This window comes from Streptomyces sp. NTD91 (assembly GCF_059510455.1).
This window is the reverse complement of record NZ_JCAJZW010000050.1, coordinates 17133-40001: the sequence shown is the minus strand read 5'-3', so window position 1 is coordinate 40001 and position 22869 is coordinate 17133. Positions and strand designations below refer to the sequence as shown.

Here is a 22869-nt window from a genome sequence, read left to right as displayed (position 1 = left end):
GGCGCGCCCCCCGCGCACCCGCGGCCGCGTACGGCCTCACCGTCCCCTGGGCCGGCGCCGTGGTCAGCAACTCAGGCGTGCGTCCGCCCAGTCCGCGTGGTCGGAGTCGTTGCCGTCCCCCGCGTCGGTGACGACCAGGCGGACCACCTGGGCGCCGGTGATGTCGGCGGCGAGCGGCTGGGCCGGCATCGCGTTGGTCAGGACGTCCGTCGAGGCGGCCTTCGTGCCGTCCGCCCAGATCTCGAAGGTCACGCTTCCCTTCGTGCCCTTCTCGTCGTCGACCCCGACGTCCGCGGTGAGCCTGGTGCAGGACTTGCCGGTGTAGAAGGAGACGTCGCTGGGCGCGTGGACGCCGAGGCCCTTGGCGTACACCGTGCCGCCGATGGTGATCGGGTGGCCGTCGCCCGCCGCGCTCTCGCCGTTGCTCGTGTCGCGTTCCACCGGCCCCCAGCCGCTGGTCGCGGACAGCCACGGCAGGTCGCTGAGGTACGACGTCCCGGCGGGCGGCCGGACGACGACGGACGCGGTCAGTGGAAGGGTGTCGGTGACTCGCTGCCCGGACGGTGAGAGATGACGCGCCTGCAGCGTGAGGCCGTAGGAGCCGGTCGGGGTTCCGGCCGGCGCGGTGACGGTCCAGTCGGTGCGCAGGGTGCCGCCGGTGGCGAGGGCGTCGGCCGTGGTGGTGGACGCGGGCCGTACGGCCCACCCGTCGGGGCCGGTCAGGGACACGGAGACTCGGCGCGCGGGAGTACGGCCGAGGTCCGTCACGGTACTGGTCAGCGTGGTCGGGGCGCCGGTCTCGAGCAACGGGGCGCCGTCCAGGCCCAGTTCGGTGGCGGGCGGGTACGCGGCCCAGTGCGGGTCGGCGGAGACGCGCAGCAGGACCGTGCCGTGGGCGGGTACGGTGGCGGCGATGGTGCCTGCCGTGTTGGAGCTGCTGTGCCGCCACAGGTCCCGCTGGATGTAGGCGGTGGCGTCGGGCAGGCCGACGGCGGACGCGGTGGTGGCGATGCGCTGGGCGGTGCCCGACTCGTTGAACAGGGCCACCGCGCGGCTGCCGTCCTTCATCTCCTTGGCGATCACCCAGCGTCCGCCCGCCGAGGAGACGACCGTGCCCTGCTTGCCCAGCGGATCCTGGTCGACGGCTGTCACCTCCTTGTTGTCCAGGATGTCGAAGGTCGCCCGGGAGGCCTTGCGCAGGTCGGTGCCGATGAGCAGCGGCGCGGCCATGACCGACCAGAGGGAGAAGTGCGAGCGGTACTCGGTGTCCGTCATGCCGCCGTTGCCGACCTCCAGCATGTCCGGGTCGTTCCAGTGACCGGGGCCGGCGTACGGGGCGAGCGGCAGGTTCTGCTTCAGGATCGACAGCATCGACCCCCAGCTGTCACTGATGTCGCCCGTGGTGCGCCACAGATGACCGACGTCCGCCCCCCACTCCCAGGGCTTGTACTGACCCCATTCGCAGATGCTGTAGACGATGGGCCGCCCCGTCGCCTTCAATGCGTCGCGCATGGTGGTGTAGCGCTGCCTGGCGTCGACGCCCTGGTTGTTGCAGTTGTCGTATTTCAGGTAGTCCACGCCCCAGTCGGCGAACTGCCGCGCGTCGCTGTACTCGTGCCCGAGTGCGCCGGGGAAGCCCGCGCTGTTGCAGGTCCTGGTGCCGGCGCTGGTGTAGATGCCGAGCTTGAGACCCTTGGAGTGGACGTAGTCGGCGACGGACTTGATGCCGTGCGGGAAGCGGGCCGGGTCGGGCACCAGCTTGCCGTCGGCGTCGCGCTGCGGCAGCGCCCAGCAGTCGTCCAGGTTGACGTACTGGTAGCCGGCGTCCTTCAGGCCCTTCGCCACGAAGAGGTCGGCGATGCCCTCGACCATGCTCTCGTTGAAGTCGGCGCGGCAGTGCGTGGAGTTCCAGTTGTTGAAGCCCATGGGCGGGGTGAGGGCGAGACCGTCGGCCAGGCTGGGAACGACGGGGGCCTCGGCGGGCGCCGCCAGGGCCGGGCCGGTGAGTCCCGCCGTGCAGAGCAGGCCCGCGGTGAGCGCTCCGAGCACTCTTCGGCTGGTGGTGCGGGTGTGAGGGTGACGCATGGTTGACGTTCCTCCGACTCGCGAAAGGTGGCTGACGACCGTACGGACACCTGCGTGCGCCTGGGTGTCATGTGTGCGTCAGCTGTGCGCGTTTACGGTAGGACCTGTCGGACTGTGTTGGAAGAGGTGTGCTGTGGCTGTTCGACAGTCCGTCGAACCACGCAGCGCCACGGCGGCCTCGCGCTGCGGAGTCGTGTGATGTTGGGATGTGTTGTCTTCTTCAGGTCAGGTCTGGTCGTCGACGCGGCCCCATCCGGGCAGCGGGGGCTGGGGCCAGGCGGGTGGGCGAGGGAGGGATCCGGCCGGGCCGTCGGTCCTCCGCACGGCGGCCGGGGCACGCCCGCTCAGCCAGCCGAGCACCTGGTGCCCGGCCCCGGCCACCGAGGGCCCCTCGGCCGCCACGGACCAGCGGCGGCCGAGATCCACGGCCTCCACCGACGCGACCCGGAAGCCCCGGGCGCGCAGCGTGGTGAGGGTGTCGTCGAGCGCCCAGGAGACATAGCCCTCCGGCCACCACTCGCTGCCGTGGCCGACGTCGAGGTCGAGGTGATGCGTCTCCACTTCCCGCAGGCAGCGCAGCAGGAGGTACCAGGCGGGATGCCGCCAGCCCGCCAGCGCGGGGACCAGACGGTCCCAGGCGGGTGCGGGCAGTGCGCGTGCCTGCGTCGCGAACCCGTCCAGGCTCCCGCGCGGCCGGTCCGCGAGCCGGACGGCGGGGAGCGCCGCGTCACGCTCGCCGGCCGCGGCCGGCGCCGCGGCGTCCGGGCGCGGGCCTGGCGCGCGGCCGGTCCGGGCGAGCCGCAGGAGCCAGATGTAGGCGTCGACGCTGTGGGTGACATGGGCGAGCACATGGCCTCGTGTCCACCCCGGCAGCCGCGAGGGGGCGCGGAGTCCCGTGTCGGACAGCTCGGCCGCGGCCCGCGCGAGCCGGTCGCCCGACCGCACGACGTCCTCGGCGCGTCCTGCGCCGGCGCGGAAGTCCGGCGGCCCGTTCACGACAACTCCCGTACACCCTCGACGGTACGGGCACCGAACTCGCCCGACCTCCCGCCGGCCGGCACCAGGACCGTCCCGCCGCCGGCCCGGCGGACCGGATGCCGGGTCCTCTTCGAGCACCGGGCGGAAGACCGGCTGCTGCTCCGGGAGCCGGGGCGGCCGGGCCCGCCGGGCGAGGGTGCGGACCGGTTCCGGTTCCCCGGGGCCCGTCGGGCGCCGGAGGGTCGTCGTCGACGGGGGTGAGCTGGTCATCGGGCCGCGTCTCCGGTCGGGGCCTGCCACGGGAGCGGGCAGGGCGGGACCTCGGACGATATCGGTGGCATCCGGGCACGGACCAGCGGTTTTCGGCCGGACCGGCATCCTCCGTGCGCGCGCCCGACGGAGAGGTGGCCCGGTCTTCGCGCGCTTCCCCGGCGGGGGGCGCCCGCCCCGCCCGCCTGACCGGTGACGCGGCTCGTCCGCTCGCGGGTATCCGCGTGACCCCCGGCCGGCGTCCACAGTTGATCAGGGCATGAAGAAGCGCAGCATGCTCGCCATCGCCTCCCTGGCCACCGGATTCGTCGTGGCCGCCATCACCCCCTCGCACGCGGCGGAGCAGGGCCCCGTGAAGGACCTGCACGTCTCGGACACGGTCGACTCGGTCGGCCGCCTGGTCGGCCAGGACAGTCTCGCCGTCGACGACAGCGCTCTCGGAGGTCAGGAGTAGCCCCGGACCGCCAGGGCGCGCGTGCCGGTGTCCCCAGCCGGGGGCCCCGGCACGCGCGTTCCGGCGCCCTCACCGGGGCGGGGTTTCCGTGGCAGGGTGGAGCGGGCAAGCCTCAGGGGGCCGACACAGGAGGGGGAGTCCGTGACCGTCGTCTGGATCAACGGCGCGTTCGGCGCGGGGAAGACCACGACCGCACGGGAACTGATCGAACTGATCCCGAACAGCACGCTCTTCGACACCGAGGTCATCGGAGCGGGACTCGCGCATCTGCTGCCGGCCAAGCGGCTCGCCGAGGTCGGCGACTTCCAGGACCTGCCGATCTGGCGCCGGCTCGTGGTCGACACCGCGGCCGCGCTGCTGGCCGAGCTGGGCGGGACCCTCGTCGTGCCCATGACCCTGCTCCGCCAGGAGTACCGCGACGAGATCTTCGGCGGCCTCGCCGCCCGCAGGATTGCCGTGCACCATCTGCTGCTCGCCCCGGCTGAAACGATCCTGCGCCAGCGGACAGCCGGCCGGGAGACCCCGTCCGGTCTGCCCGACGGCGAGATACGGCAGCGGCAGTGGGCCCACGACCACATCGAGCCCTACCGTGCCGCCCTCGCCGCCTGGCTCACCGCCGACGCCCACCTCCTGGACACCAGCGACCTCACCCCGTACGCCACCGCCCTGCGCATCGCGGAGGCCGTCGGCAGCGGTGCCGTACCGCCCTGTGACATCGTGCAGACCCCCGAGCCGACCGCCGAGACCCTGGCCGCCGGGGTGCTGCTCTTCGACGAACAGGACCGGGTGCTGCTCGTGGACCCCACCTACAAGCCCGGCTGGGAGTTCCCCGGCGGGGTGGTGGAGCGCGGTGAGGCACCGGCCCGTGCGGGCATGCGGGAGGTCGCCGAGGAGACCGGGATACGGCTGCGGGAGGTGCCCCGGCTGCTCGTCGTGGACTGGGAACGGCCGGTTCCGCCCGGCTTCGGCGGGCTGCGGCTGCTGTTCGACGGTGGCCGGCTGGAGTCGGGCGAGGCGTCGAGGGTGCTGCTGCCGGGGCCTGAGCTGCGCGGCTGGCGCTTCGTGACGGAGCAGGAGGCCGCCGGCCTGCTGCCGCCGGTGCGTTTCGAGCGCCTGCGCTGGGCCCTGCGCGCCCGTGAACGCGGCACCGCGCTGTATCTGGAGGCGGGGGTGCCGGTCGGCTGAGCCGGCGCAGGGTGGTGCGCTCAGCCCGCGCCCGCCGCCGAGCGCAGGGCCGCGGCGGCTTTCCCGACGACCGGGTCGCCGTGTCCGAAGCAGGCCACGTCCGCATCCAGCCCGGCCAACCGGGCGAGGGAGGCGAGGAGCCGGGGCCGGTCGAGATTGAGCACCCCGGGCATGACCGTGCCGTCGACGGGCGAGGCGGCCACCGTGTCCCCGGTGAACAGCACACCGTGCGCGGGCAGGAACACGGCGATGCTGCCGTCCGTGTGCCCCGGGACGTGCAGCACCCGTGCACCCCCGCCGAAATCGAGCAGCGCGCCGTCGACCACCTCGGTCAACGCGGCCGGCGGCCTGGGCGTACCCACGGGCAACCGCCGGAGCGCCGCCGCGTGGATCGGCCGCTCCCACTCCTCGTACTCGGGCGGAGGACCGGGGAGTTCACCCCGGACGAACGGCGCGTCCAGCGGGTGCGCCAAGACCTCGGCACCGCTCAGTCCGGCGAACTCGCCCGCCCCGCCCACGTGGTCCTCGTGGAAGTGGGTCAGCACGATCCGCCGTACGTCCCCCAGGGCGTGGCCCAGCGCCGTGACCGCATCGGCGATCGCTCTGCCGGCGCCGATCGGACCGGTGTCGACCAGCGTCAGCTCCTCGCCGTCGCGCCAGAGCCAGGCCTGGCCGACCGGGAAGCGCAGGAGGTGGAGCCGGGGGAGCACTTCGATGACGTCCATGCGCCGACCGTAGGGGGCGCCCCCGCGCATGGACGAGGGCGCTCTGCCGGCGGCAGAAGGGCTCAGCCCGCCGCGTAGTTGCGCAGGAACAGCGCCTCCGCGACCGACAGCCGCTCCAGCTCCTCGGGGGACACGCTCTCGTTGACCGCGTGGATCTGCGCCTCCGGCTCGCTCAGGCCGATGAGCAGGATCTCCGCCTGCGGGTACAGGCCCGCGAGGGCGTTGCACAGCGGGATGGAGCCGCCCTCGCCGGCGTACTGCATGGTCTCGCCCGGGTAGGCGACCGCCATCGCGTCGGCCATCGCCTGGTACGCCGGGCTGGAGGCGTCGGCGCGGAAGGCCTGTCCCTGGCCGGTCTGCTCGGTGGTGACCCGGGAGCCCCAGGGGGTGCGCGCCGCGAGGTGGGCCTCCAGCAGCTTGCTCGCCTCCGCCGCGTCCACGCCCGGCGGCACCCGCAGGCTGATCAGTGCGCGGGCGCTGGAGTGCACGGACGGGGTGGCGCCGACCACCGGCGGGCAGTCGATGCCGAGGACGGTGACGGCCGGGCGGGCCCACAGGCGGTCGGCGACCGAGCCGTCCCCGATCAGCTCCACCCCGTCGAGCACCTTGGCGTCCGCGCGGAACTGCTCCTCGGTGTACTCCAGGCCGTCCCACGTCCCCGTGGCGTCGAGCCCGTCGACCGTGGTCGAGCCGTCCTCGGCGCGCAGCGAGTCCAGCACGCGGATCAGCGCGGCGAGCGCGTCCGGGGCGGCGCCGCCGAACTGGCCGGAGTGCAGATTGCCCGCGAGCGTGTCGATCCGGACCCGGACCAGGGTCATACCGCGCAGCGTGGTGGTCACAGTCGGCAGGCCCACGCGGAAGTTGCCCGCGTCGCCGATCACGATGGTGTCGGCCTCCAGCAGCTCCGGGTGCTCCTCGGCGTACCGCTCCAGGCCGCCCGTGCCCTGCTCCTCCGAGCCCTCCACGATCACCTTGACGTGCACCGGTACGCCGCCGTTCGCCTTCAGGGCGCGCAGCGCGAGCAGGTGCATGATCACGCCACCCTTGCAGTCGGCGGCCCCGCGGCCGTACCAACGGCCGTCGCGCTCGGTCAGCTCGAACGGCGGGGTGGTCCAGCCGGCCTCGTCCAGCGGGGGCTGCACGTCGTAGTGCGCGTACAGGAGAACCGTTTTGGCACCCTCGGGGCCCGGCAGGTAGCCGTACACGGACTGGGTGCCGTCGGGAGTGTCCAGCAGGGCCACGTCGACGAAACCCTCGGCGCGCAGCGCGTCGGCGACCCAGTTCGCCGCGCCCTCGCTCTCGCTCCTCGGGAACTGCGTGAAGTCCGCCACCGACTTGAAGGCGACCAGCTCGGCCAGCTCCGCCTTGGCGCGGGGCAGCAGCGAGGCGACGGTCTCGGCGACCGGATTCGACGACATGGGCACGCTCCTCGTGGGTGCGACGTTGAACTGCTTGCACAGGTGAGTACACCCTGATCCTCCCACAGTGGCCTGCGGGGACGGCCGCCGTAGGATGCGGGGGACACCACGGCAGCGGCTTGATCGGAGCGGTAGACCATCGTGAGCGGCGAGAACTCTTCGGCGGACGGCGTGCAGCGGGTGTGGGACGTCGTCGTGGTGGGCGCGGGACCCGCGGGGGCTTCGGCCGCCTACGCGGCGGCGGTCGCGGGCCGACGCGTGCTGTTGCTGGAGAAGGCCGAGCTGCCCCGCTACAAGACCTGCGGCGGCGGCATCATCGGCCCGTCGCGCGACGCGCTGCCGCCCGGCTTCGAGCTGCCCCTGCGCGACCGGGTGCACGCCGTCACCTTCTCCAACAACGGGCGCTTCACCCGCACCCGGCGCTCCAGGCAGATGCTGTTCGGGTTGATCAACCGGCCCGACTTCGACCAGCAGCTGGTCGAGCACGCCCAGAAGGCGGGCGCCGAGCTGCGTACGGGCGTCACGGTGCAGCGGGTCGAGCAGCACGGCTCGGCGGTGCCGGACCGGCGGACGGTCGCGGTCGTCCTGCAGGGCGGGGAGACGGTGCTGGCCCGCGCGGTCGTCGGCGCCGACGGCAGCGCCAGCCGCATAGGGGCCCATGTCGGGGTGAAGCTCGACCAGGTGGACCTCGGACTGGAGGCGGAGATCCCGGTCCCCGAGCCGGTCGCCGACGACTGGAAGGGGAGGGTCCTCATCGACTGGGGCCCTCTGCCGGGCAGTTACGGCTGGGTGTTCCCGAAGGGCGACACCCTCACGGTCGGTGTGATCTCCGCGCGCGGCGAAGGCGCCGCCACCAAGCGGTACTTGGAGGACTTCATCGCCCGGCTGGGGCTGTCCGGCTTCGAGCCGGCCGTCTCCTCCGGGCATCTGACCCGCTGCCGCGCCGACGACTCGCCGCTGTCCCGGGGCCGGGTGCTGGTGTGCGGTGACGCGGCCGGGCTGCTGGAACCGTGGACCCGTGAGGGAATCTCCTACGCGCTGCGCTCGGGCCGGCTCGCGGGGGAGTGGGCGGTGCGCGTCGCCGAGGCACACGACGCGGTCGACGCCCGCCGTCAGGCCCTGAACTACGCGTTCGCGATCAAGGCCGGGCTCGGCGTCGAGATGAGCGTGGGCAAGCGTCTGCTGGCCGTTTTCGAGAAGCGCCCGGGCCTCTTCCATACGGCCCTCACCGGTTTCCGCCCGGCATGGAAGGCGTTTTGCGACATCACCCGGGGCTCGACCTCGCTGGGTGACATGGTCCGCACCCACCCGATCGCCCACCGCGCCCTGACCGCGCTGGACCGGGGCCCGGCGGCGGTTCCGGCGGAGGACCCTGCCGGTTCCTGACCGGAACCCCGCGGGGCCGCCGAGGACCGGGCCGGTGGGGGACGGCGCCGGCCCGGCGGCGTGTTCGGTCAGGGGGACGGTCCGGTCCGGCGACGTACGCGGTCAGCTCGTGACCGTGATCCGGAAGACCGGGTGGTCGGGGGCGATGCGGCGCAGCTCATCGTCGGGGGAGTCGGGGCCGACGCCGTCGAAGAAGACACCGACCTCCGCCTTCCATCGCCTGAGGTACGCGCGCAGCAGCGGCACCTTGTCGTCGTCGGTGACCTCGGTGGCGGTGAACACGTCCACGTTCTTGCCCAGCCGCAGCTCGCCGCCGCCGGCCGCCCGCATGTTGTGGGTCCACTGCACATGGCCGCGCGGGGCGACCAGGTACTGTTGTCCGTCCACCGTCAGCAGGTTCACCGGCGTGGTGCGCCACTCGCCGCTCTTGCGCCCGCGCACTGCGAGGACCCGGGACCCCCAGACGCTGATGCCGCGCCGGGTGAACCAGGCGACCGCCCGGTTGAAGACGTTGACGGTGAACCAGCCGGGCTTCTTGACGTGTGTCGACATGGTGACCCCCACGGTTTGGGAGAGCGGTGCTCTCGCTCGACTCGATTGTGGCGCAGGCAGGTGCTCCAGAGCAAGAGCAGTGCTCTCTTTCGTGTGCGCTGCTCTCGAATCTGGCAGACTGCTCGTATGAGCACGACACAGGGAGCCCGCGCGCGGGCCAGGAGGGAAGTCACGGCGGCGATCAAGGAAGAGGCGCGCAGACAGCTGGCGAAGGACGGCGCCGCCAAGCTCTCGCTTCGGGCGGTCGCCCGCGAACTGGGCATGGTCTCCTCGGCGCTGTACCGGTACTTCCCCAGCCGTGACGAACTGCTCACCGCTCTGATCATCGATGCGTACGACTCCCTCGGCGAGGCGGCGGAACGGGCGCGGGACGCCGCGGCCGGTTCCGGTCCGCTGGGCCGCTGGACTGCGGTGTGCGAGGCGGTGCGGGGCTGGGCGCTCGCCCATCCGCACGAGTACGCCCTGATCTACGGCTCACCCGTGCCCGGCTACGCCGCCCCGCAGACCACGGTTCCGGCCGCCGCCCGCGTCGGCCTGGTCTTCATCGGCATCGTCCGGGACGTCCACGAGCACACCGGCCTCGCCGACCTCCCCCTGCCCGGCGAGCTGCGGCCCGAGGCCGAGCGCATGGCCGCCGACCTCGCGCCCGAGCTGCCCCCCGAAGCCGTCGCGGCCCTCGCGGCGGCCTGGGCCCAGCTGTTCGGGCTGGTCAGCTTCGAGCTGTTCGGCCAGTTCAACAACGTGATCGAGGACCGGGCGGCCTTCTTCCGGCACGCGGCGTCCCGGCTCGCCCGCCAGGTGGGGATCGACCGCTCCTGACGCCCCGGAACGGCCCACGCCGCGGCATCACGCGTGCCGGCACGGAAGCACTCGTACTCCCCGTGGAGTACGAGTGCTCACCCCGCCCGGCTGACGCCCGCGCCGACGAGCGGCGTCTACCGTGGCCTGCATGGAAGAGCAGCGCGCCCCGGGGCAGTGGTGGCGGCACGGGCCGCCGTGGCGGGGCGCGCCCGGCGAGGCGGAAGCGCACCGGCCCCGCCGGCCCTGGCGCACCACCGCGCTGATCACCGTATTCGTCCTGATCGGCAGCAATTTCGCCGGGCACGCTCAGCCGCACCGGGTGCCCCTCGACGGCTACGGGCGCGTGCTGCTGCTCGTCGCCTCGGCGCTGTTGCTGTGGCGGCACCGGTACCCGGCGGCCGTGGCCTTCGGTACCGCCGTGGTGACCCTCGGCTACCTGGCCGCGGGCTACCCCTATGGCCCGGTCTTCCTGGTCGTCGCCGTCGCCTGCTTCAGCGCGGTCGTCACCGGGCACCGGCGGGCCGCCTGGGCGTCCGTCGGCCTGCTCTGGGCCGGGCACGCCCTGGTCGCCCTCTGGCTCTACCGCTGGCTCCCGCCCGCGGGTGACCGGGGCGCCGGGCTCACGCAGGAGATCGTCGCCGCCACCTGGGTGCTGGGGATCGTCGCCCTGGCCGAACTGGCCCGGGTACGGCGCGAGCAGTGGGCGCGCGAGCGCGCCGACCGGGCCGAGGCGGCGCGGCGCCGGGCGGACGAGGAACGGCTGCGGATCGCCCGCGAGTTGCACGACGTGCTCGCGCACAGCATCTCCGTCATCAACGTCCAGGCCGGCATGGGGCTCGCACTGCTCGACAGCGACCCCGAGCAGGCGCGGGCCGCGCTCACCACCATCAAGGCCGCCAGCAAGGAGGCGCTCGGCGAGGTCCGCCAGGTCCTCGACACCCTGCGCGCCCCCGGCGCAGCTCCGCGCGCCCCGGCCCCCGGCCTCGACCGGTTGCCGGAGCTGGTGGAGCATGCCGCCGCGGCCGGACTCACCGTGGAGGTCCAGGGCGAGCCGCCGCGCCTGGCGCCCGGCGCCGACCTCGCCGCCTTCCGCATCGTGCAGGAGGCCCTGACCAACGTCGTACGGCACTCCGGATCACGGCACGCCCGCGTGCGGTTCACCCACGACGGCCGGGCGCTGCGGCTGCGCGTCGACGACGACGGGCCGGCCACCGGTGCCGACGCCGGCGGCAGCGGCAACGGGCTGGCCGGTATGCGGGAGAGGGCCGCTGTGCTCGGTGGCAGCATCGAGGCGGGACCGCGGGACGACGGAGGCTTCCGGGTGCTCGCCGTACTGCCGTCGCACCTCAGGGGGGGACCAGTGATCCGGGTACTGCTCGCCGACGACCAGTCGCTCGTGCGGGCCGGTTTCGGAGCGTTGCTCGGCGCGCAGCCGGACATCGAGGTGGCCGGCGAGGCGGCCGACGGCGAGGAGGCGCTGCGCCTGGTGCGGGAACTGCGGCCGGACGTCGTCCTGATGGACGTCCGCATGCCCCTGCTGGACGGCCTCGCCGCGACCCGCCGCATCACCGGTGAAGCCGGTCTGGAGGACGTGAAGGTGGTCATGCTCACCACCTTCGAGCTGGACGAGTACGTCTTCGAGGCGATCCGCTCCGGCGCCTCCGGCTTCCTGGTGAAGGACACCGAGCCGGACGAACTCCTGCGCGCGGTACGGGCGGTGGTGCGGGGTGACGCCCTGTTGTCGCCGGGTGTCACCCGCCGGCTGATCGCGGAGTTCGCGGCCCGCTCCAAGGAACCCGCGGCGGCGGACGCCCTCGCCCACCTCACCGAGCGGGAGCGGGAGGTGATGGCGCTGGTCGGCATCGGCCTGTCCAACGGGGAGATCGCCCGACGCCTGGTGGTCAGCCCGCTCACCGCCAAGACCCATGTGAGCCGCACGATGGTGAAACTGGGCGCCCGAGACCGCGCCCAACTCGTTGTCCTGGCCTATGAGTCGGGTCTGGTACGCCCTGGCTGGCTCGGCTGAGGGGAGCGCCGGAAACGCACCAGCACGCTGACCACGCGGACCGCGAAGACGACAAGGGCGCCCGTCTCGCCGAGCCGCAGCAGGGTCCTGGACAGCAGATGCGGAAGGTCGAGGAGCAGTGCGGGCCCGGCCACGGCCCCGAACAGCACTGCCCCGGCGAAGGCGGCGCTCACCAGGGCGTAGCAGATCTCGATTGTCGTCGCGTCCCGTTGCGCCTCGGTACGGCGTCCCCCGTCTGCGTACATTTTCCCAGCTTCACATACCCGCGCCCGGCGGAGCAATCGGCCCCGCCGGGCGCGCTGTCGGAGGTTCCCCGCCCAGCTGGTCACCAACGTCGTGACCGGGTACGCCTGTCGGGGCACTGGTCGCGCCGGACGGCGCGCCCAACGTCTGGACGGCAGGGCGGCGCCGACCATCGACACGTCCAGCGCGTCCAGGAACATCGCCGTGCAGAGCACCAGCAGGGTGCCCCACAGCCGGGGAGTCCAGCGGACCACCGGGGACGGGGCCGTCGAAGGGGTGAGCGGAGAGGTCATGCCGACGAGATTGCTTGCGCATGCATGAGATGTAAGCGCATTTAATTCCGATGCAACGATCTTGTTGCTCTGCTACGGTGCGCCCATGGCGTCGAACAGGTCCGAGCAGGCGCTCGTGGAGCAGTGGCGGGAGATCCTCGCACTGCACGCCCGCACCCAGTGCGAGCTGGACCGGGTGCTGCACGGACACGGCCTGTGCGCCAGCGACTTCGAGGTCCTCGACCTGCTGGCCGAGGCGGTGCCGGCGGACGGCTGCGCCCGCCGGGTGCAGGAGATCGCCGAGCGCGTCCACCTCAGCCAGAGTGCGCTGTCCCGGCTGATCGGCCGTCTGGAGAAGGACGGTCTGGTCGAGCGCGCGATGTGCGCCGAGGACCGGCGCGGGGTGCGGGTGGCCCTCACCGCGAAGGGACGCGCGCTGCACGAGGAGGTACGGCCGGTGCAGCGCGCGGTGCTGACCCGGATGCTGGCGGGCGAGCTCAGCTCCAGGTGACGGCCGACCTCTCCCGCCACAGCTCGGCGACGGCCCGGTCCCCGGTCACCCGGGGGAACGGCAGCCGGTTCCACAGCGCCAGGTACAACTCGGCGGCTGGCGCGGACACTTCGCAGTCGGCCTCGCCCGCCGCGTCCCGCGTGGCCACCGGGGGTTCCTCGGACAGCCGTACGGTCCACACCGCGCCGTCGCTGTCCGTCGCCCGCACCCGCAGCACCCGGAGCTCGGCGCTGCGGACCCTGCTCCTGGGGCGGGCGTGGAAGCCGCGCAGCAGTTCGTCGATGCCGTCCACCGCGAACGCCGGGCTGATCCCGGACCGGGTGCCGCCCCGTGCCGCCTCCGCGTCCACCCGGTGCACCGTCGTCTCGTGCGCCTGGCGCCGTGCCCAGAACGCGAGCGGTGACGGCGCCGGCAGGAAGTGCCAGCACTCCATGTCGGGCGCGGCCGAGGCGAGGGTGTCGACGAGGTACCGGTGCCCCTCGCGGAACCAGGCCAGCAGTTCGCCGCCGTCGAGGTCGGGCAGCCCGCCGTCGGGGTGGTACGAGGTGTGCCCCTCGGCGACGAAGGCGGCGGCCCAGCGGTGCACCATCCCGGAGTGCCGCAGCAGGTCCCGCACCTGCCAGTCGGGGCAGGTCGGCACCTCGGCGCCGGTGCCGGCCCGTTCGGCGGCAGCGGCCAGCAACCGGCCCTCCCGGTCCAGGGTCTGAAGAAAGTCGGCAGTGTCCATGGGCGCGAGTGTGCCGGATGGAGCGGGCTCGAAGGGCGCCGCTTTCCGGCGGCGAGCCGGCCGGTCGCCCGTTCGTGGCCGGCGCGTCAGGTGCCCGTGGTCCGGCGTGTGCACACCCCGATGACCGCGGCCACGGCGGCCAGGGCCGCCACGCTGGTCAGTGCGGCTGGCAGGGAGAACCAGTCGGCCATGAACCCGATCGCGGGCGGTCCGAGGAGCATGCCGCCGTAGCCGAGCGTCGAGGCGACGGCCACGCCGGACGGCCCGGTCAGCGCGCCCGCCCGTTCCACCGCCACCGGGAACAGGTTGGCCAGGCCGAGCCCGGTGACCGCGAAGCCGACGAGCGCGGCCCACACGGACGGGGCGAGCGAGCCGAGCAGCATCCCCGAAGCCGCGACCGTGCCGCCGCCGATCACCGTACGGGCGCGGCCGAGGCGCTCCAGCAGGGTTGTGCCGGTCGCCCGGCCCACGGTCATGGCCAGCGCGAAACACGCGTACCCGGCTGCCGCCGCACCGGACGACGCCGCGAGGTCCTGCCGCAGGTGCAGGGCGCCCCAGTCGGCCATGGCGCCCTCGCCGTAGGCGGTGCACAGCGCGACGAGCCCGAACACGACGACCAGCCCCCGGTCGGCGGTCCGTCGCGCCGCGGCACGGTCCGGCTCCGGGTGCGCGCAGGGCGTACGGGCGCCGGGTGTCGGCGGCGCCTGCCGCAGCAGGGTGCGCCCGGCGACGGCGGTGACGAGCAGCCCGATCAGGGTGAGGCCGAGCAGATGCCGTGTGGGGGAGAGCGCATCGGCGGCGAGTCCGCCGAGACCGGCGCCGAGCATGCCGCCGAGGCTGAACGCCGCGTGGAACGAGGGCATGACGGGCCGCCGCAGCGCGGCCACCAGGTCCACGGCGGCGCTGTTGAAGGCGACGTTGATGCCGCCGTAGGCGGCGCCGAAGAGCAGGAGTACGGCGCCGAGTGCGGGCGCGGAGTGGGTCAGCGGGGGCAGGCTGACGCAGAGGCAGAGCAGTACGGCGCAGACCACGGTGACCGGATGGCTGCCGTAGCGGCGGCAGAGTCGCCCGGTCGGGGCCATGGTGACGACGGCGCCGGCGGAGACGCCGAGGAGAGCGAGTCCCAGCGCCCCGGCGGAGGCGTGGGTCTGCTGCTTGATGGCGGGGATGCGGACGACCCAGCCCGCGAAGACGAAACCGTCGAGGGCGAAGAAGGCGGTGAGGGCGAGCCGGAGCCGGGCGAGATCACGGTTGCCACCCGGCACGACGCTGTGCAGACGGGATTTGTTTATTAGCGGCACAAAGTCAGGCTAGGGGGAGGCGCGGGGTGCGGCAAGGGAGCGGGGGAGGCGCGACCCCCGCCGGTCGCACGTCTGCGGTCTGATCGATCTCACTGGGCGAGACGCCCGGGGGTGCGTCATCACCCGCTTCGGTGACAACCGCCTCCTGCCGTTCCTCGGGCCGCCCCGGACGCTCCACGAGGCGGGCGCGTGGGCCACGAGCCGGCCGCTGTGCCCGCCGACCTGCGCCGACTTGGATCCTGCCGGTACGGCGGCGGCGCCAACGCGGCGCACTGCCGGGCTCGTTCGGTGCGCTGCACGGGCGCCCCGCACGCGCTTCGCCGTCGGATACAGGTCGGTTAATGCTTGCTCACGAGCTGGTTGCCGAGGGATGAGCGGTCCATGATGGCCCCATGACGTTGGCCTCGCGCGCGCTGGCGCATCTGGCGACCTGGCCCGACCTGAGCCAGGCGGTCCCGAGCTGCGGCCTGGGACAGGCGGTGAGTTCGGCCCGGGGCGAGATCGCCCACTTCCACTCGGACCGGGATGTCGATCTGCGGCTGACCGACCGGGCGATCCGCCGGTTCGCCAAGGATCTCAGGGGCGCCGGGGCGATCCGGATCGTGCCCGGCTCGCAGTGGGTGACCCTGCGCCTCGACGCGGCGAGCGACGTCGATCTGCTGCTGACCCTGGTGAGCGTGGCGCTCCAGGCCCAGCAGACCTCGTCCGAACCGCTCGGACGGCCACAGGTGGGCTGCAACGACCAGCGCGGCGCGGGCTTCGTGAAGGCCGACCTCGGCGGCATCTGAGCCGAGGGCCGCGACACGCCGCCCGTCACACGGTGACGACCCGGACGCCCGCCTCCTCGAAGCGGCGTACCGTCTCCGGCGCCGCCGCCGTGTCCGTCACCAGCGTGTCCACCAGCTGCGCCGCGCAGATCCAGGCGAACGCACGCCGGCCCAGCTTGCTGGAGTCCGCGGCGACCACCACCCGCTCGGCGCGCCGGCACAGCAGCCGGTTGATCGCTGCCTCCGCCTCGTCATGGGCCGCCGCGCCGTGTGTGACGTCGAAGGCGACGACCCCGAGCACCGCCACGTCGAGCGTGATCTGCCCGAGCACCCCGTCCGCGAGCGGGCCGATGAGCTCGTACGACTGCGGGCGCGCCACCCCGCCGGTCACCACGATCTTGAACTGGGGCCGTACGGCGAGCTCGTTGGCGATGTTGAGCGCGTTGGTGACGACGGTCAGCCCGGGCGATCCGGAGGCCAGGTCGCCGCGCACGGCCAGGGCGCGGGCCACCTCCGTGGTGGTCGTGCCGCCGGTCAGCCCCACCGCCTCGCCCGGCGCGACGAGATCGGCCACGGCCTTGGCGATGCGCTGCTTCTCCGGGGCACGGCGGGCCGTCTTGTAGCGCAGCGGGAGCTCGTACGACACCCCGTGCACCACCGCTCCGCCCCGGGTGCGCACCAGCATCTGCTGTTCGGCGAGCTGGTCGAAGTCCCGGCGGATCGTCGCCGCCGAGACCTCCAGTTCGGCCGCCGCCTCCTCGACGTCCAGTCGGCCGCGCTCGACGAGCAGTTCCAGCAGCGCCTTCCAGCGGGCGTCCCGGGACATCCGCAGCCTCCGTTCCGATGTGTTCCCGGTGACCCTAGCGCACCGCGACCTGCGCTCCATTGCTTGATTGTGCTTGAAAGGTCGCTATATCTTGCAGGAACAATCAGCGAGCGGGAGGGTATGGCCATGAGCCATGTCGAGAACGAGCTGAACAGCCAGCCCGAGTGCTGGGCACGGGCCGCAGAGCAGGCGGCGCGGTACCGGAACGCGCTGCCGGGGCCGGGGGAGCGGGTCGCGGTCGTGGGCTGCGGGACGTCGTACTTCATGGCACAGGCGGCCGCGGCCCTGCGCGAGGGCGCGGGCATGGGCGAGACCGACGCGTTCGCCGCCTCCGAGTTCCCGCACGGGCGGTCGTACGACCGGGTGGTGGCCCTCACCCGCTCCGGAACCACCACCGAAGTGCTGGATCTGCTGGGGGAGCTGAGGGGCAGGACGCGGACCACGGCCGTCACCGGCGATCCGGACACGCCGGTGGCCGCGGCCGCCGACGACCTCGTCGTCCTGGACTTCGCCGACGAACGCTCCGTCGTCCAGACCCGGTTCGCCACCACCGCCCTGACCCTTCTGCGCGCCCACCTCGGCCTGCACACCGACTCCGTCGTGGCCGACGCGCGCACGGCCCTCGCCACTCCCCTTCCCGAAGGGCTGGCCGACTGCACCCAGTTCACCTTCCTCGGGCGCGGCTGGACCGTCGGCCTCGCCAGCGAGGCCGGGCTGAAGATGCGCGAGGCCTCACTGTCCTGGACCGAGGCGTACCCGGCGATGGAGTACCGGCACGGCCCGATCAGCATCACCACCGAGGGCACCGCCACCTGGATGCTCGGCGCTGCGCCCGAAGGACTCGCCCGGCAGGTCCGCGCCACCGGCGGGTTGTGGGTCGAGGGCGGGCTCGACCCGCTCGCCGAACTCGTCCGCGTCCAGCGGCTCGCGATCGCCGTCGCCGCCGCCCGCGGCCTCGACCCCGACCAGCCGCGCCACCTCACCCGCTCGGTGATCCTCGCGCCCTGACACCCGGCCCGCACCCGGAAGGACACCCGCCGTGCCCCTCACGTCCACCGGCGAGCTGGTCACCGCAGCCGCCGCCACCGGATCCGCCGTCGCCGCGTTCAACGTCATCACCCTGGAGCACATCGAGGCCGTCGTCGCCGGCGCCGAGGCGGCCGGCGCGCCCGTCGTGCTCCAGGTCAGCGAGAACGCCGTCAAGTTCCGCTACGGGCGGCTGCTGCCGCTGGCCCGGGCCGCGGTCGCCGCCGCCGAACGCGCCGCCGTGCCCGTCGCGTTGCATCTCGACCATGTCCAGAGCGACCAGCTGCTGCGCCAGGCGCCCGACGCGGGCTTCAGCTCGGTGATGTACGACGCGGCCCGGCTGCCGTACGCCGACAACCTCTCCGCCACCCGGGCCGCCGTCCACTGGGCGCATGCCCAAGGGCTGTGGATCGAGGCCGAGCTGGGGCAGATCGGCGGCAAGGACGGCAGTCCCCCGCTGGACGCGCACGCGCCGGGCGCCCGCACCGATCCGGACCAGGCCCGCGACTTCGTGGCCGGCACCGGCGTCGACGCGCTCGCCGTCGCCGTCGGCAGCGTGCACGCGATGACAACCCGCACCGCCACCCTCGACCACGCCCTGCTCGGACGACTGGCCTCCGCACTGCCCGTCCCGCTCGTCCTGCACGGCTCCTCCGGTGTCCCGGACGACGGGCTGACCGCGGCGGTCGACGGCGGCATCACCAAGGTCAACGTCGGCACCGCGCTGAACGCCGCCATGACCGGCGCGATCCGCGGGTACCTCGCGGCGGACCCCGGGGCCGTCGACTCCCGCACGTACTTGAGCGTGGGTCGGGAGGCGATGGGACAGGAGGTGCGGCGGATCATCGGCGTGCTCTCCCGGTGCCCGGGCTGACCACCCGGCACCGGCAAGGCGGCTCAGCCCTTCTTGACCGCCCTCAGCACCACGAACTTCGGGTCGCTCGCTACCAGTTCACAGGTGCCGAACAGCCGCCTCAGCTTCACGTGGTACCCCAGGTGCCGGTTCCCGATCACCCACAGTTCGCCTCCCGGACGCAGCGAGCGACGCGCCCCCGTGAACATCCGCCACGCCGTCGCGTCGGTCGTGGCCTGGTGGGAGTGGAACGGCGGGTTGTTCAGCACGAGGTCCACGCTGCCCGGCGCCACCCCGGCCAGCCCGTCGCCGACCCGGAACTCGGCGTGCCCCGGCACCCCGTTGGCCTTGTAGGTCGCCTCCGCCGAGGCCACCGCCTGGAAGGACTCGTCCACGAACAGCACCTCGGCCGTCGGATCGGCCAGCGCCACCGCCGTACCGACGACGCCGTTCCCGCAGCCCAGATCCACCACGCGGCCCGCGCCCGGGCCGGGCAGGTGCCGCAGGAAGAAGCGAGTGCCGATGTCGAGGCGGTCGGCGCAGAAGACGCCCGCGTGGTTGACGACCGTGCGGCCCGAGACCGCTCCGGCATCGTCCGGAAGGGTGTAGCGGTACGGCCACGGGTTCGCGGGCCGTTCCAGCGCAGGGTCCGGGGTGCAGAAGATCAGCCGTGCCTTCTGCCGTGCCAGCGAGGTCCGCGTCGGGCCGATGACGCGCTCGAACAGCTGAAGCGTGGAGGTGTGGATCTCCTTCACCATCCCGGCGCCCACGACGACGGTGCCCGCGTGCACGGCCGGCGCCAGCCGCAGCAGCTGGTCCTCCAGCAGGGCCAGGCTCTTGGGCACCCGCACCAGCAGCACGTCCACCCGCTCCGGCGGCGGATCCTGCGTGGTCAGCAACGGGACCTCACCCGGCTCGACACCGGCCCGTGCCAGATTCGCCCGGGTCGCCTCCTGAGTCAGGAAGGAGTCGGTGATCTGCGTCGGCCGGCGCCCCGCGAGCGCCGTGACCAGCGCACCCCAGCGGTCCCCGACCACCACGACCGAGCCGGTGAGCGGCACCCCCTCCTCGGCCAGATGCCGCAGCAGGTACGCGTCGGAGGCGTCCCAGGCGCGCAGCCGGTCGCGCGGGTCGTCGGGGAAGCGGGCCAGCTCGACCTCGCCCCACGGTGTCGTCATACGGTCGCTCATCGTGCCCCCAGGCTAGCGGAGCCGCAGCTCAGCCACGGTGGCGCGGACCTGCGGCAAGATGGAGCGTGTGGACGCGGAGCTGTTTGCGAGGGAGCGCGCCCAGGTCGCGCCGGGCGCCGTGCACGTCCCGGACTGGCTGGACACCGGCGCGCGGCGCGAGCTGCTCGCCGCCTGCCGCAGGTGGGCGCGGCCGCCGGCCGGACTGCGCACGGTCCGCACCCCGGGCGGCGGCACGATGACCGCCCGGCAGGTCTGCCTGGGCCGGCACTGGTACCCGTACGGATACCCCCGCACGGCCGTCGACGGCGACGGCGCCCCCGTGAAGCCCTTCCCCGGCCGGCTCGGTGAGCTGGGCCGCTGCGCTGCCGTCGCCCCGCTGGGCCCGCAGCCGCCGTACGCGTACGACATCGCACTGATCAACTTCTGCGACGGCGACGCCCGCACGGGCATGCACCGGGACAGACGCGAGGGCGGACGCGCCGGTGGTGTCGCTGAGTCTGGGCGACACCTGTGTCTTCCGGTTCGGGAACACAGCGACGCGTTCCAGGCCCTGCACGGACGTGCCCTGCACGGACGTCGAGCTGCGCAGCGGCGACCTGTTCGTGTTCGGCGGGCCGTCGCGGCTCGCCTACCACGGGGTCCCGCGGGTGCACGCGGGCACCGCGCCGGACGGGCTGAGCCTGTCCGGACGTTCGAACATCACACTTCGGGTCAGCGGCCGGTAGCCGACCGCACCTGCGGATCATGGGAGACTCCCCCTCATGAGCGGCAAGGCGGATCCCCGGACGGCGGGGGAGAGGACCACCTCGAGAGCGCGGCTGGACCGGGGGCGCGGCGCCCTCGGCCCCGCGCTGGCGCTGGTGCACACCGGGCGGGCGCCGACCCGCGCCGTGCTCACCGCGGAACTCGGCGTCACCCGGGCCACCGCGGGGGCCGTGGCCGCCGAGCTGGAGGCGCTCGGGCTGATCCGGGTGGACGCCCGGCCGGGTGCGGCGGCCGGCTCCCAGGGCCGCCCCTCGCACCGGCTCAAGGTCGCCGAGGACGGCCCGGTGGCGCTCGCCGCCCAGGTCCACGCCGACGGCTTCCGGGCCGCGCTGGTCGGCCTCGGCGGGGAGATCGTGGCGACCGCGCCGGGCTGCGAGGCCGTCGACGCCGACCCGGCGAAGGTGCTCGGCACCGTCGTCGAGGCGGGCGCGGAGCTGCTGCGCACGACCGGCCGCCGCTGCGTCGGCGCCGGCCTCGCGGTACCGTCCGCCGTGGCCGAGCCCGACGGTCTCGCCCTCAACCCGCTGCACCTGGCCTGGCCCGTCGGCGCCCCGGTCCGGGGCATCTTCGCGGAGCGCGTGCGCGAGGCCGGCATCGCCGGACCGGCGTTCGCCGGCAACGACGTCAACCTCGCCGCGCTCGCCGAACACCGGCACGGCGCCGGCCGGGGCGCCCGGGACCTGCTGTGCGTGGCCACCGGACACCGGGGGGTGGGCGGCGCACTGGTGCTGGACGGCCGCCTGCACACCGGCAGTTCGGGCCTCGCCCTGGAGGTCGGCCACCTCACCGTCAACCCCGAGGGCCGGCCCTGCCACTGCGGCGGCCGCGGCTGCCTGGACGTCGAGGCCGACCCGCTGGCCCTGCTGGTCGAGGCCGGCCGCGAGCCGGGCCCCGAGATGTCCCTGCTCCAGCAGGCCAACGACCTGCTGCGCACCCAGTACGACGACCCGGCCGTCCGCAGGGCCACCGAGGCACTGATCGACCGGCTGGGCCTTGGTCTGTCCGGACTGGTCAACATCCTCAACCCCGACCGCATCATCCTCGGCGGCCTGCACCGCACCCTTTTGGATGCCGACCCCGAACGGCTGCGGGCCGTCGTAGCCGACCGCAGCCTGTGGGGGCAGAGCGGCGGAGTACCGATCCTGCCCTGCACGCTCGACCACAACAGCCTCGTCGGAGCGGCCGAACTGGCCTGGCAGCCCGTGCTGGACGACCCGCTGACGGCGCTGCGCTGACCCGTCCGGCGCGGGCCGGGCACATCCGTCCCGGCCTCCCGAGCCGCGGAGTCAGGTGAGGGCCGGGTCCGTGAGGCTCCACAGGGCCGCTCCGGCCAGCTCCACGCCGTCCGGGACGGGGCCGCGCCGTCGTACGGCGAACCGGGGCGCGGACCCACGCGCGGCCCCCTCCTCGAACGCCAGGCCCGTCCACTGCCGGACCGCGGGCCGCCCGAAGTCGTTCACCGGCCCCTGGAAGGCTCCTCCCCACAGGAGCCGTTCACGCCCTCCACCGTGTTCCGGAGGTAGAACGGCCCGTACTGGTTCACCGGCGAGCCGTGCACCCCGCGCTCGCGCAGGAGGTACGTCTTGATGCCGAGGCCGTCCCAGTCGTCCAGCACATGCCCGACACGGGCGACGCGGGAGCGGATGACGCCCATGTCGTAGTCGGCGGGCAGGGTGAACCCGTACTGCATGGCGTGCATGTTCCGGTCCTCTCTCCGGTCGCGGATCACCGCTCGGTCCGAGATCCCGCGTCTCAGGCGGGATGGTCGTCCCCGTGCGCGTGCTGTCCGGGAGTCCTGGGCGCGAGCAGGGACAGCAGTCCGCGGATGCCGGCGTCGAAGGCGGTGGGGGAACCGGAGGCGCGGGCGAGGACATAGCCGCCCTGCACGGTCGCGAGGACGACGGCGCCGATCTCCCCGCCGTCCAGAGAGGACGCGAACTGCCCCTGTAGCTTGCCCTCTTCGACGATTCCCGCGATCCGTTCCCGGATCCACGCGATCGTCTCGTCCACCGGCGCCCGGAGCTCCTCGCTGGCGATCACGTCCGGGTCCATGGTCAGTCGGCCGACGGGGCAGCCGCGCAGCACGTCACGCTCACACAGCAGATACGCCTCGATGCGCTCGTACGGCGTGCCCGGACCGCCGAGGACCCGCTCGGCGGCCTCGCGCAGCTCTCGCGCGGTCCGCCGGATCGCCGCCAGGGCGAGGTCCGGCTTGCCCTTGAAGTGGTGGTACATGCTGCCCTGTCCGGCGCCGGCGCGCTCCAGGATCGCCTTGGGGCTCGTGCCCACGTACCCGCGCTCCCACAGCAACTCACGGGTGGACTCGATCAGTCGTTCCGAGGTGCTCCTCATGCCCTCACTGTACATATCAGTAGTTACAATTCGCCGGGGTCCGCGGGAGCAGTCCGCCGCTTCGGTCGTACTCCCCGGGAGGTACCCGCACTGCCGCCGTCCGCACGACGCCCCGCGCCCCTCCCCGGAGGGAGTCTCGTGTCATCCCCGCACAGC

21 protein-coding genes and 3 pseudogenes are annotated in these 22869 nt (G+C 73.6%); 12 read left to right on the top strand and 12 right to left on the bottom strand.

The window, feature by feature from the left end; translation table 11 throughout:
• Positions 1-63 precede the first annotated feature (63 nt).
• Complete coding sequence (locus AC5WRT_RS33590) at positions 64-2085, bottom strand: NPCBM/NEW2 domain-containing protein (RefSeq protein WP_496097895.1); 2022 nt, start codon at positions 2083-2085, stop codon at positions 64-66.
• 225 nt (positions 2086-2310) lie between these two features.
• A complete protein-coding gene (locus AC5WRT_RS33585) occupies positions 2311-3081 on the bottom strand; it encodes a maleylpyruvate isomerase family mycothiol-dependent enzyme (protein ID WP_496097894.1) in 771 nt (256 codons plus the stop codon).
• Positions 3082-3592: 511 nt separating this feature from the next.
• Between AC5WRT_RS33585 and AC5WRT_RS33580 the strand changes: the two genes are divergently transcribed.
• Positions 3593-3787 (top strand): hypothetical protein, encoded by a 195-nt coding sequence (locus AC5WRT_RS33580; RefSeq protein ID WP_496097893.1) that lies wholly within the window; start codon positions 3593-3595, stop codon positions 3785-3787.
• Positions 3788-3928: 141 nt separating this feature from the next.
• Positions 3929-4972, top strand: coding sequence for an NUDIX hydrolase (locus tag AC5WRT_RS33575; RefSeq protein WP_496097892.1), 1044 nt, complete (start codon positions 3929-3931; stop codon positions 4970-4972).
• A gap of 20 nt (positions 4973-4992) precedes the next feature.
• Here AC5WRT_RS33575 and AC5WRT_RS33570 read toward each other — a convergent pair whose 3' ends face one another.
• Entirely contained in the window at positions 4993-5697 is a 705-nt protein-coding gene (locus AC5WRT_RS33570; RefSeq protein ID WP_496097891.1) for an MBL fold metallo-hydrolase, read from the bottom strand.
• Positions 5698-5759: 62 nt separating this feature from the next.
• The gene (locus tag AC5WRT_RS33565; RefSeq protein WP_496097890.1) at positions 5760-7115 is read right to left on the bottom strand and encodes a dipeptidase; all 1356 of its coding nucleotides are present in this window, start codon (positions 7113-7115) and stop codon (positions 5760-5762) included.
• Positions 7116-7256: 141 nt separating this feature from the next.
• On the opposite strand from AC5WRT_RS33565, the gene AC5WRT_RS33560 reads away from it, so the two are divergent.
• The gene (locus tag AC5WRT_RS33560; RefSeq protein ID WP_496097889.1) at positions 7257-8501 is read left to right on the top strand and encodes a geranylgeranyl reductase family protein; all 1245 of its coding nucleotides are present in this window, start codon (positions 7257-7259) and stop codon (positions 8499-8501) included.
• 102 nt (positions 8502-8603) lie between these two features.
• Here the strand turns inward: AC5WRT_RS33560 and AC5WRT_RS33555 are convergent, their stop codons facing one another.
• Positions 8604-9053 (bottom strand): nitroreductase family deazaflavin-dependent oxidoreductase, encoded by a 450-nt coding sequence (locus tag AC5WRT_RS33555; RefSeq protein WP_496097888.1) that lies wholly within the window; start codon positions 9051-9053, stop codon positions 8604-8606.
• A gap of 126 nt (positions 9054-9179) precedes the next feature.
• Here AC5WRT_RS33555 and AC5WRT_RS33550 point away from each other — a divergent pair, with 126 nt between their 5' ends.
• The 3 genes and pseudogenes from AC5WRT_RS33550 to AC5WRT_RS33540 all read left to right on the top strand — a co-directional run bounded on the left by AC5WRT_RS33550 (position 9180) and on the right by AC5WRT_RS33540 (position 11880).
• A complete protein-coding gene (locus AC5WRT_RS33550) occupies positions 9180-9872 on the top strand; it encodes a TetR/AcrR family transcriptional regulator (protein ID WP_496097887.1) in 693 nt (230 codons plus the stop codon).
• A 130-nt stretch (positions 9873-10002) separates the two neighbouring features.
• Positions 10003-11193, top strand: a pseudogene (locus AC5WRT_RS33545) (sensor histidine kinase); the annotation flags it as partial.
• Positions 11194-11214: 21 nt separating this feature from the next.
• Positions 11215-11880: a response regulator gene (locus AC5WRT_RS33540; RefSeq protein ID WP_496097885.1), complete on the top strand. Its 666-nt coding sequence runs from the start codon at positions 11215-11217 to the stop codon at positions 11878-11880.
• On the opposite strand, the gene AC5WRT_RS33535 is transcribed toward AC5WRT_RS33540, so the two are convergent.
• On the bottom strand, positions 11841-12125 hold the full coding sequence (locus AC5WRT_RS33535) for a DUF6332 family protein (RefSeq protein ID WP_496097913.1): 285 nt from the start codon (positions 12123-12125) through the stop codon (positions 11841-11843). The genes AC5WRT_RS33540 and AC5WRT_RS33535 overlap by 40 nt on opposite strands.
• Positions 12126-12501: 376 nt before the next feature.
• On the opposite strand from AC5WRT_RS33535, the gene AC5WRT_RS33530 reads away from it, so the two are divergent.
• Positions 12502-12906: a MarR family winged helix-turn-helix transcriptional regulator gene (locus tag AC5WRT_RS33530; RefSeq protein WP_496097884.1), complete on the top strand. Its 405-nt coding sequence runs from the start codon at positions 12502-12504 to the stop codon at positions 12904-12906.
• Here AC5WRT_RS33530 and AC5WRT_RS33525 read toward each other — a convergent pair.
• Both AC5WRT_RS33525 and AC5WRT_RS33520 read right to left on the bottom strand, forming a co-directional pair.
• Entirely contained in the window at positions 12893-13633 is a 741-nt protein-coding gene (locus AC5WRT_RS33525) for a maleylpyruvate isomerase family mycothiol-dependent enzyme (RefSeq protein WP_496097883.1), read from the bottom strand. The genes AC5WRT_RS33530 and AC5WRT_RS33525 overlap by 14 nt on opposite strands.
• 86 nt (positions 13634-13719) lie before the next feature.
• Positions 13720-14898 carry an MFS transporter gene (locus AC5WRT_RS33520; protein ID WP_496097912.1) on the bottom strand — a complete coding sequence of 393 codons (1179 nt, stop codon included), beginning with the start codon at positions 14896-14898 and terminating at the stop codon, positions 13720-13722.
• A gap of 428 nt (positions 14899-15326) precedes the next feature.
• On the opposite strand from AC5WRT_RS33520, the gene AC5WRT_RS33515 reads away from it, so the two are divergent.
• Positions 15327-15722 carry a luciferase domain-containing protein gene (locus AC5WRT_RS33515; protein ID WP_496097882.1) on the top strand — a complete coding sequence of 132 codons (396 nt, stop codon included), beginning with the start codon at positions 15327-15329 and terminating at the stop codon, positions 15720-15722.
• A gap of 25 nt (positions 15723-15747) precedes the next feature.
• Here the strand turns inward: AC5WRT_RS33515 and AC5WRT_RS33510 are convergent, their stop codons facing one another.
• On the bottom strand, positions 15748-16527 hold the full coding sequence (locus tag AC5WRT_RS33510) for a DeoR/GlpR family DNA-binding transcription regulator (protein ID WP_496097881.1): 780 nt from the start codon (positions 16525-16527) through the stop codon (positions 15748-15750).
• Between the two features lie 126 nt (positions 16528-16653).
• On the opposite strand from AC5WRT_RS33510, the gene AC5WRT_RS33505 reads away from it, so the two are divergent.
• Positions 16654-17535: an SIS domain-containing protein gene (locus tag AC5WRT_RS33505; protein WP_496097880.1), complete on the top strand. Its 882-nt coding sequence runs from the start codon at positions 16654-16656 to the stop codon at positions 17533-17535.
• A gap of 31 nt (positions 17536-17566) precedes the next feature.
• Entirely contained in the window at positions 17567-18427 is an 861-nt protein-coding gene (locus AC5WRT_RS33500; protein ID WP_496097879.1) for a class II fructose-bisphosphate aldolase, read from the top strand.
• A 23-nt stretch (positions 18428-18450) separates the two neighbouring features.
• Here the strand turns inward: AC5WRT_RS33500 and AC5WRT_RS33495 are convergent, their stop codons facing one another.
• Positions 18451-19584: a methyltransferase gene (locus AC5WRT_RS33495; RefSeq protein ID WP_496097878.1), complete on the bottom strand. Its 1134-nt coding sequence runs from the start codon at positions 19582-19584 to the stop codon at positions 18451-18453.
• A 79-nt stretch (positions 19585-19663) separates the two neighbouring features.
• On the opposite strand from AC5WRT_RS33495, the pseudogene AC5WRT_RS33490 reads away from it, so the two are divergent.
• Positions 19664-20321: pseudogene (locus tag AC5WRT_RS33490) on the top strand (alpha-ketoglutarate-dependent dioxygenase AlkB family protein).
• 36 nt (positions 20322-20357) lie between these two features.
• The gene (locus AC5WRT_RS33485) at positions 20358-21596 is read left to right on the top strand and encodes an ROK family protein (RefSeq protein ID WP_496097877.1); all 1239 of its coding nucleotides are present in this window, start codon (positions 20358-20360) and stop codon (positions 21594-21596) included.
• Positions 21597-21689: 93 nt separating this feature from the next.
• Here the strand turns inward: AC5WRT_RS33485 and AC5WRT_RS33480 are convergent.
• Together AC5WRT_RS33480 and AC5WRT_RS33475 are read right to left on the bottom strand one after the other, a co-directional pair.
• Positions 21690-22060: pseudogene (locus AC5WRT_RS33480) on the bottom strand (DUF4865 family protein); the annotation flags it as partial.
• 53 nt (positions 22061-22113) lie between these two features.
• Positions 22114-22728, bottom strand: a complete 615-nt coding sequence (locus tag AC5WRT_RS33475; RefSeq protein WP_496097876.1) for a TetR/AcrR family transcriptional regulator — start codon at positions 22726-22728, stop codon at positions 22114-22116.
• Positions 22729-22869 lie beyond the last annotated feature (141 nt).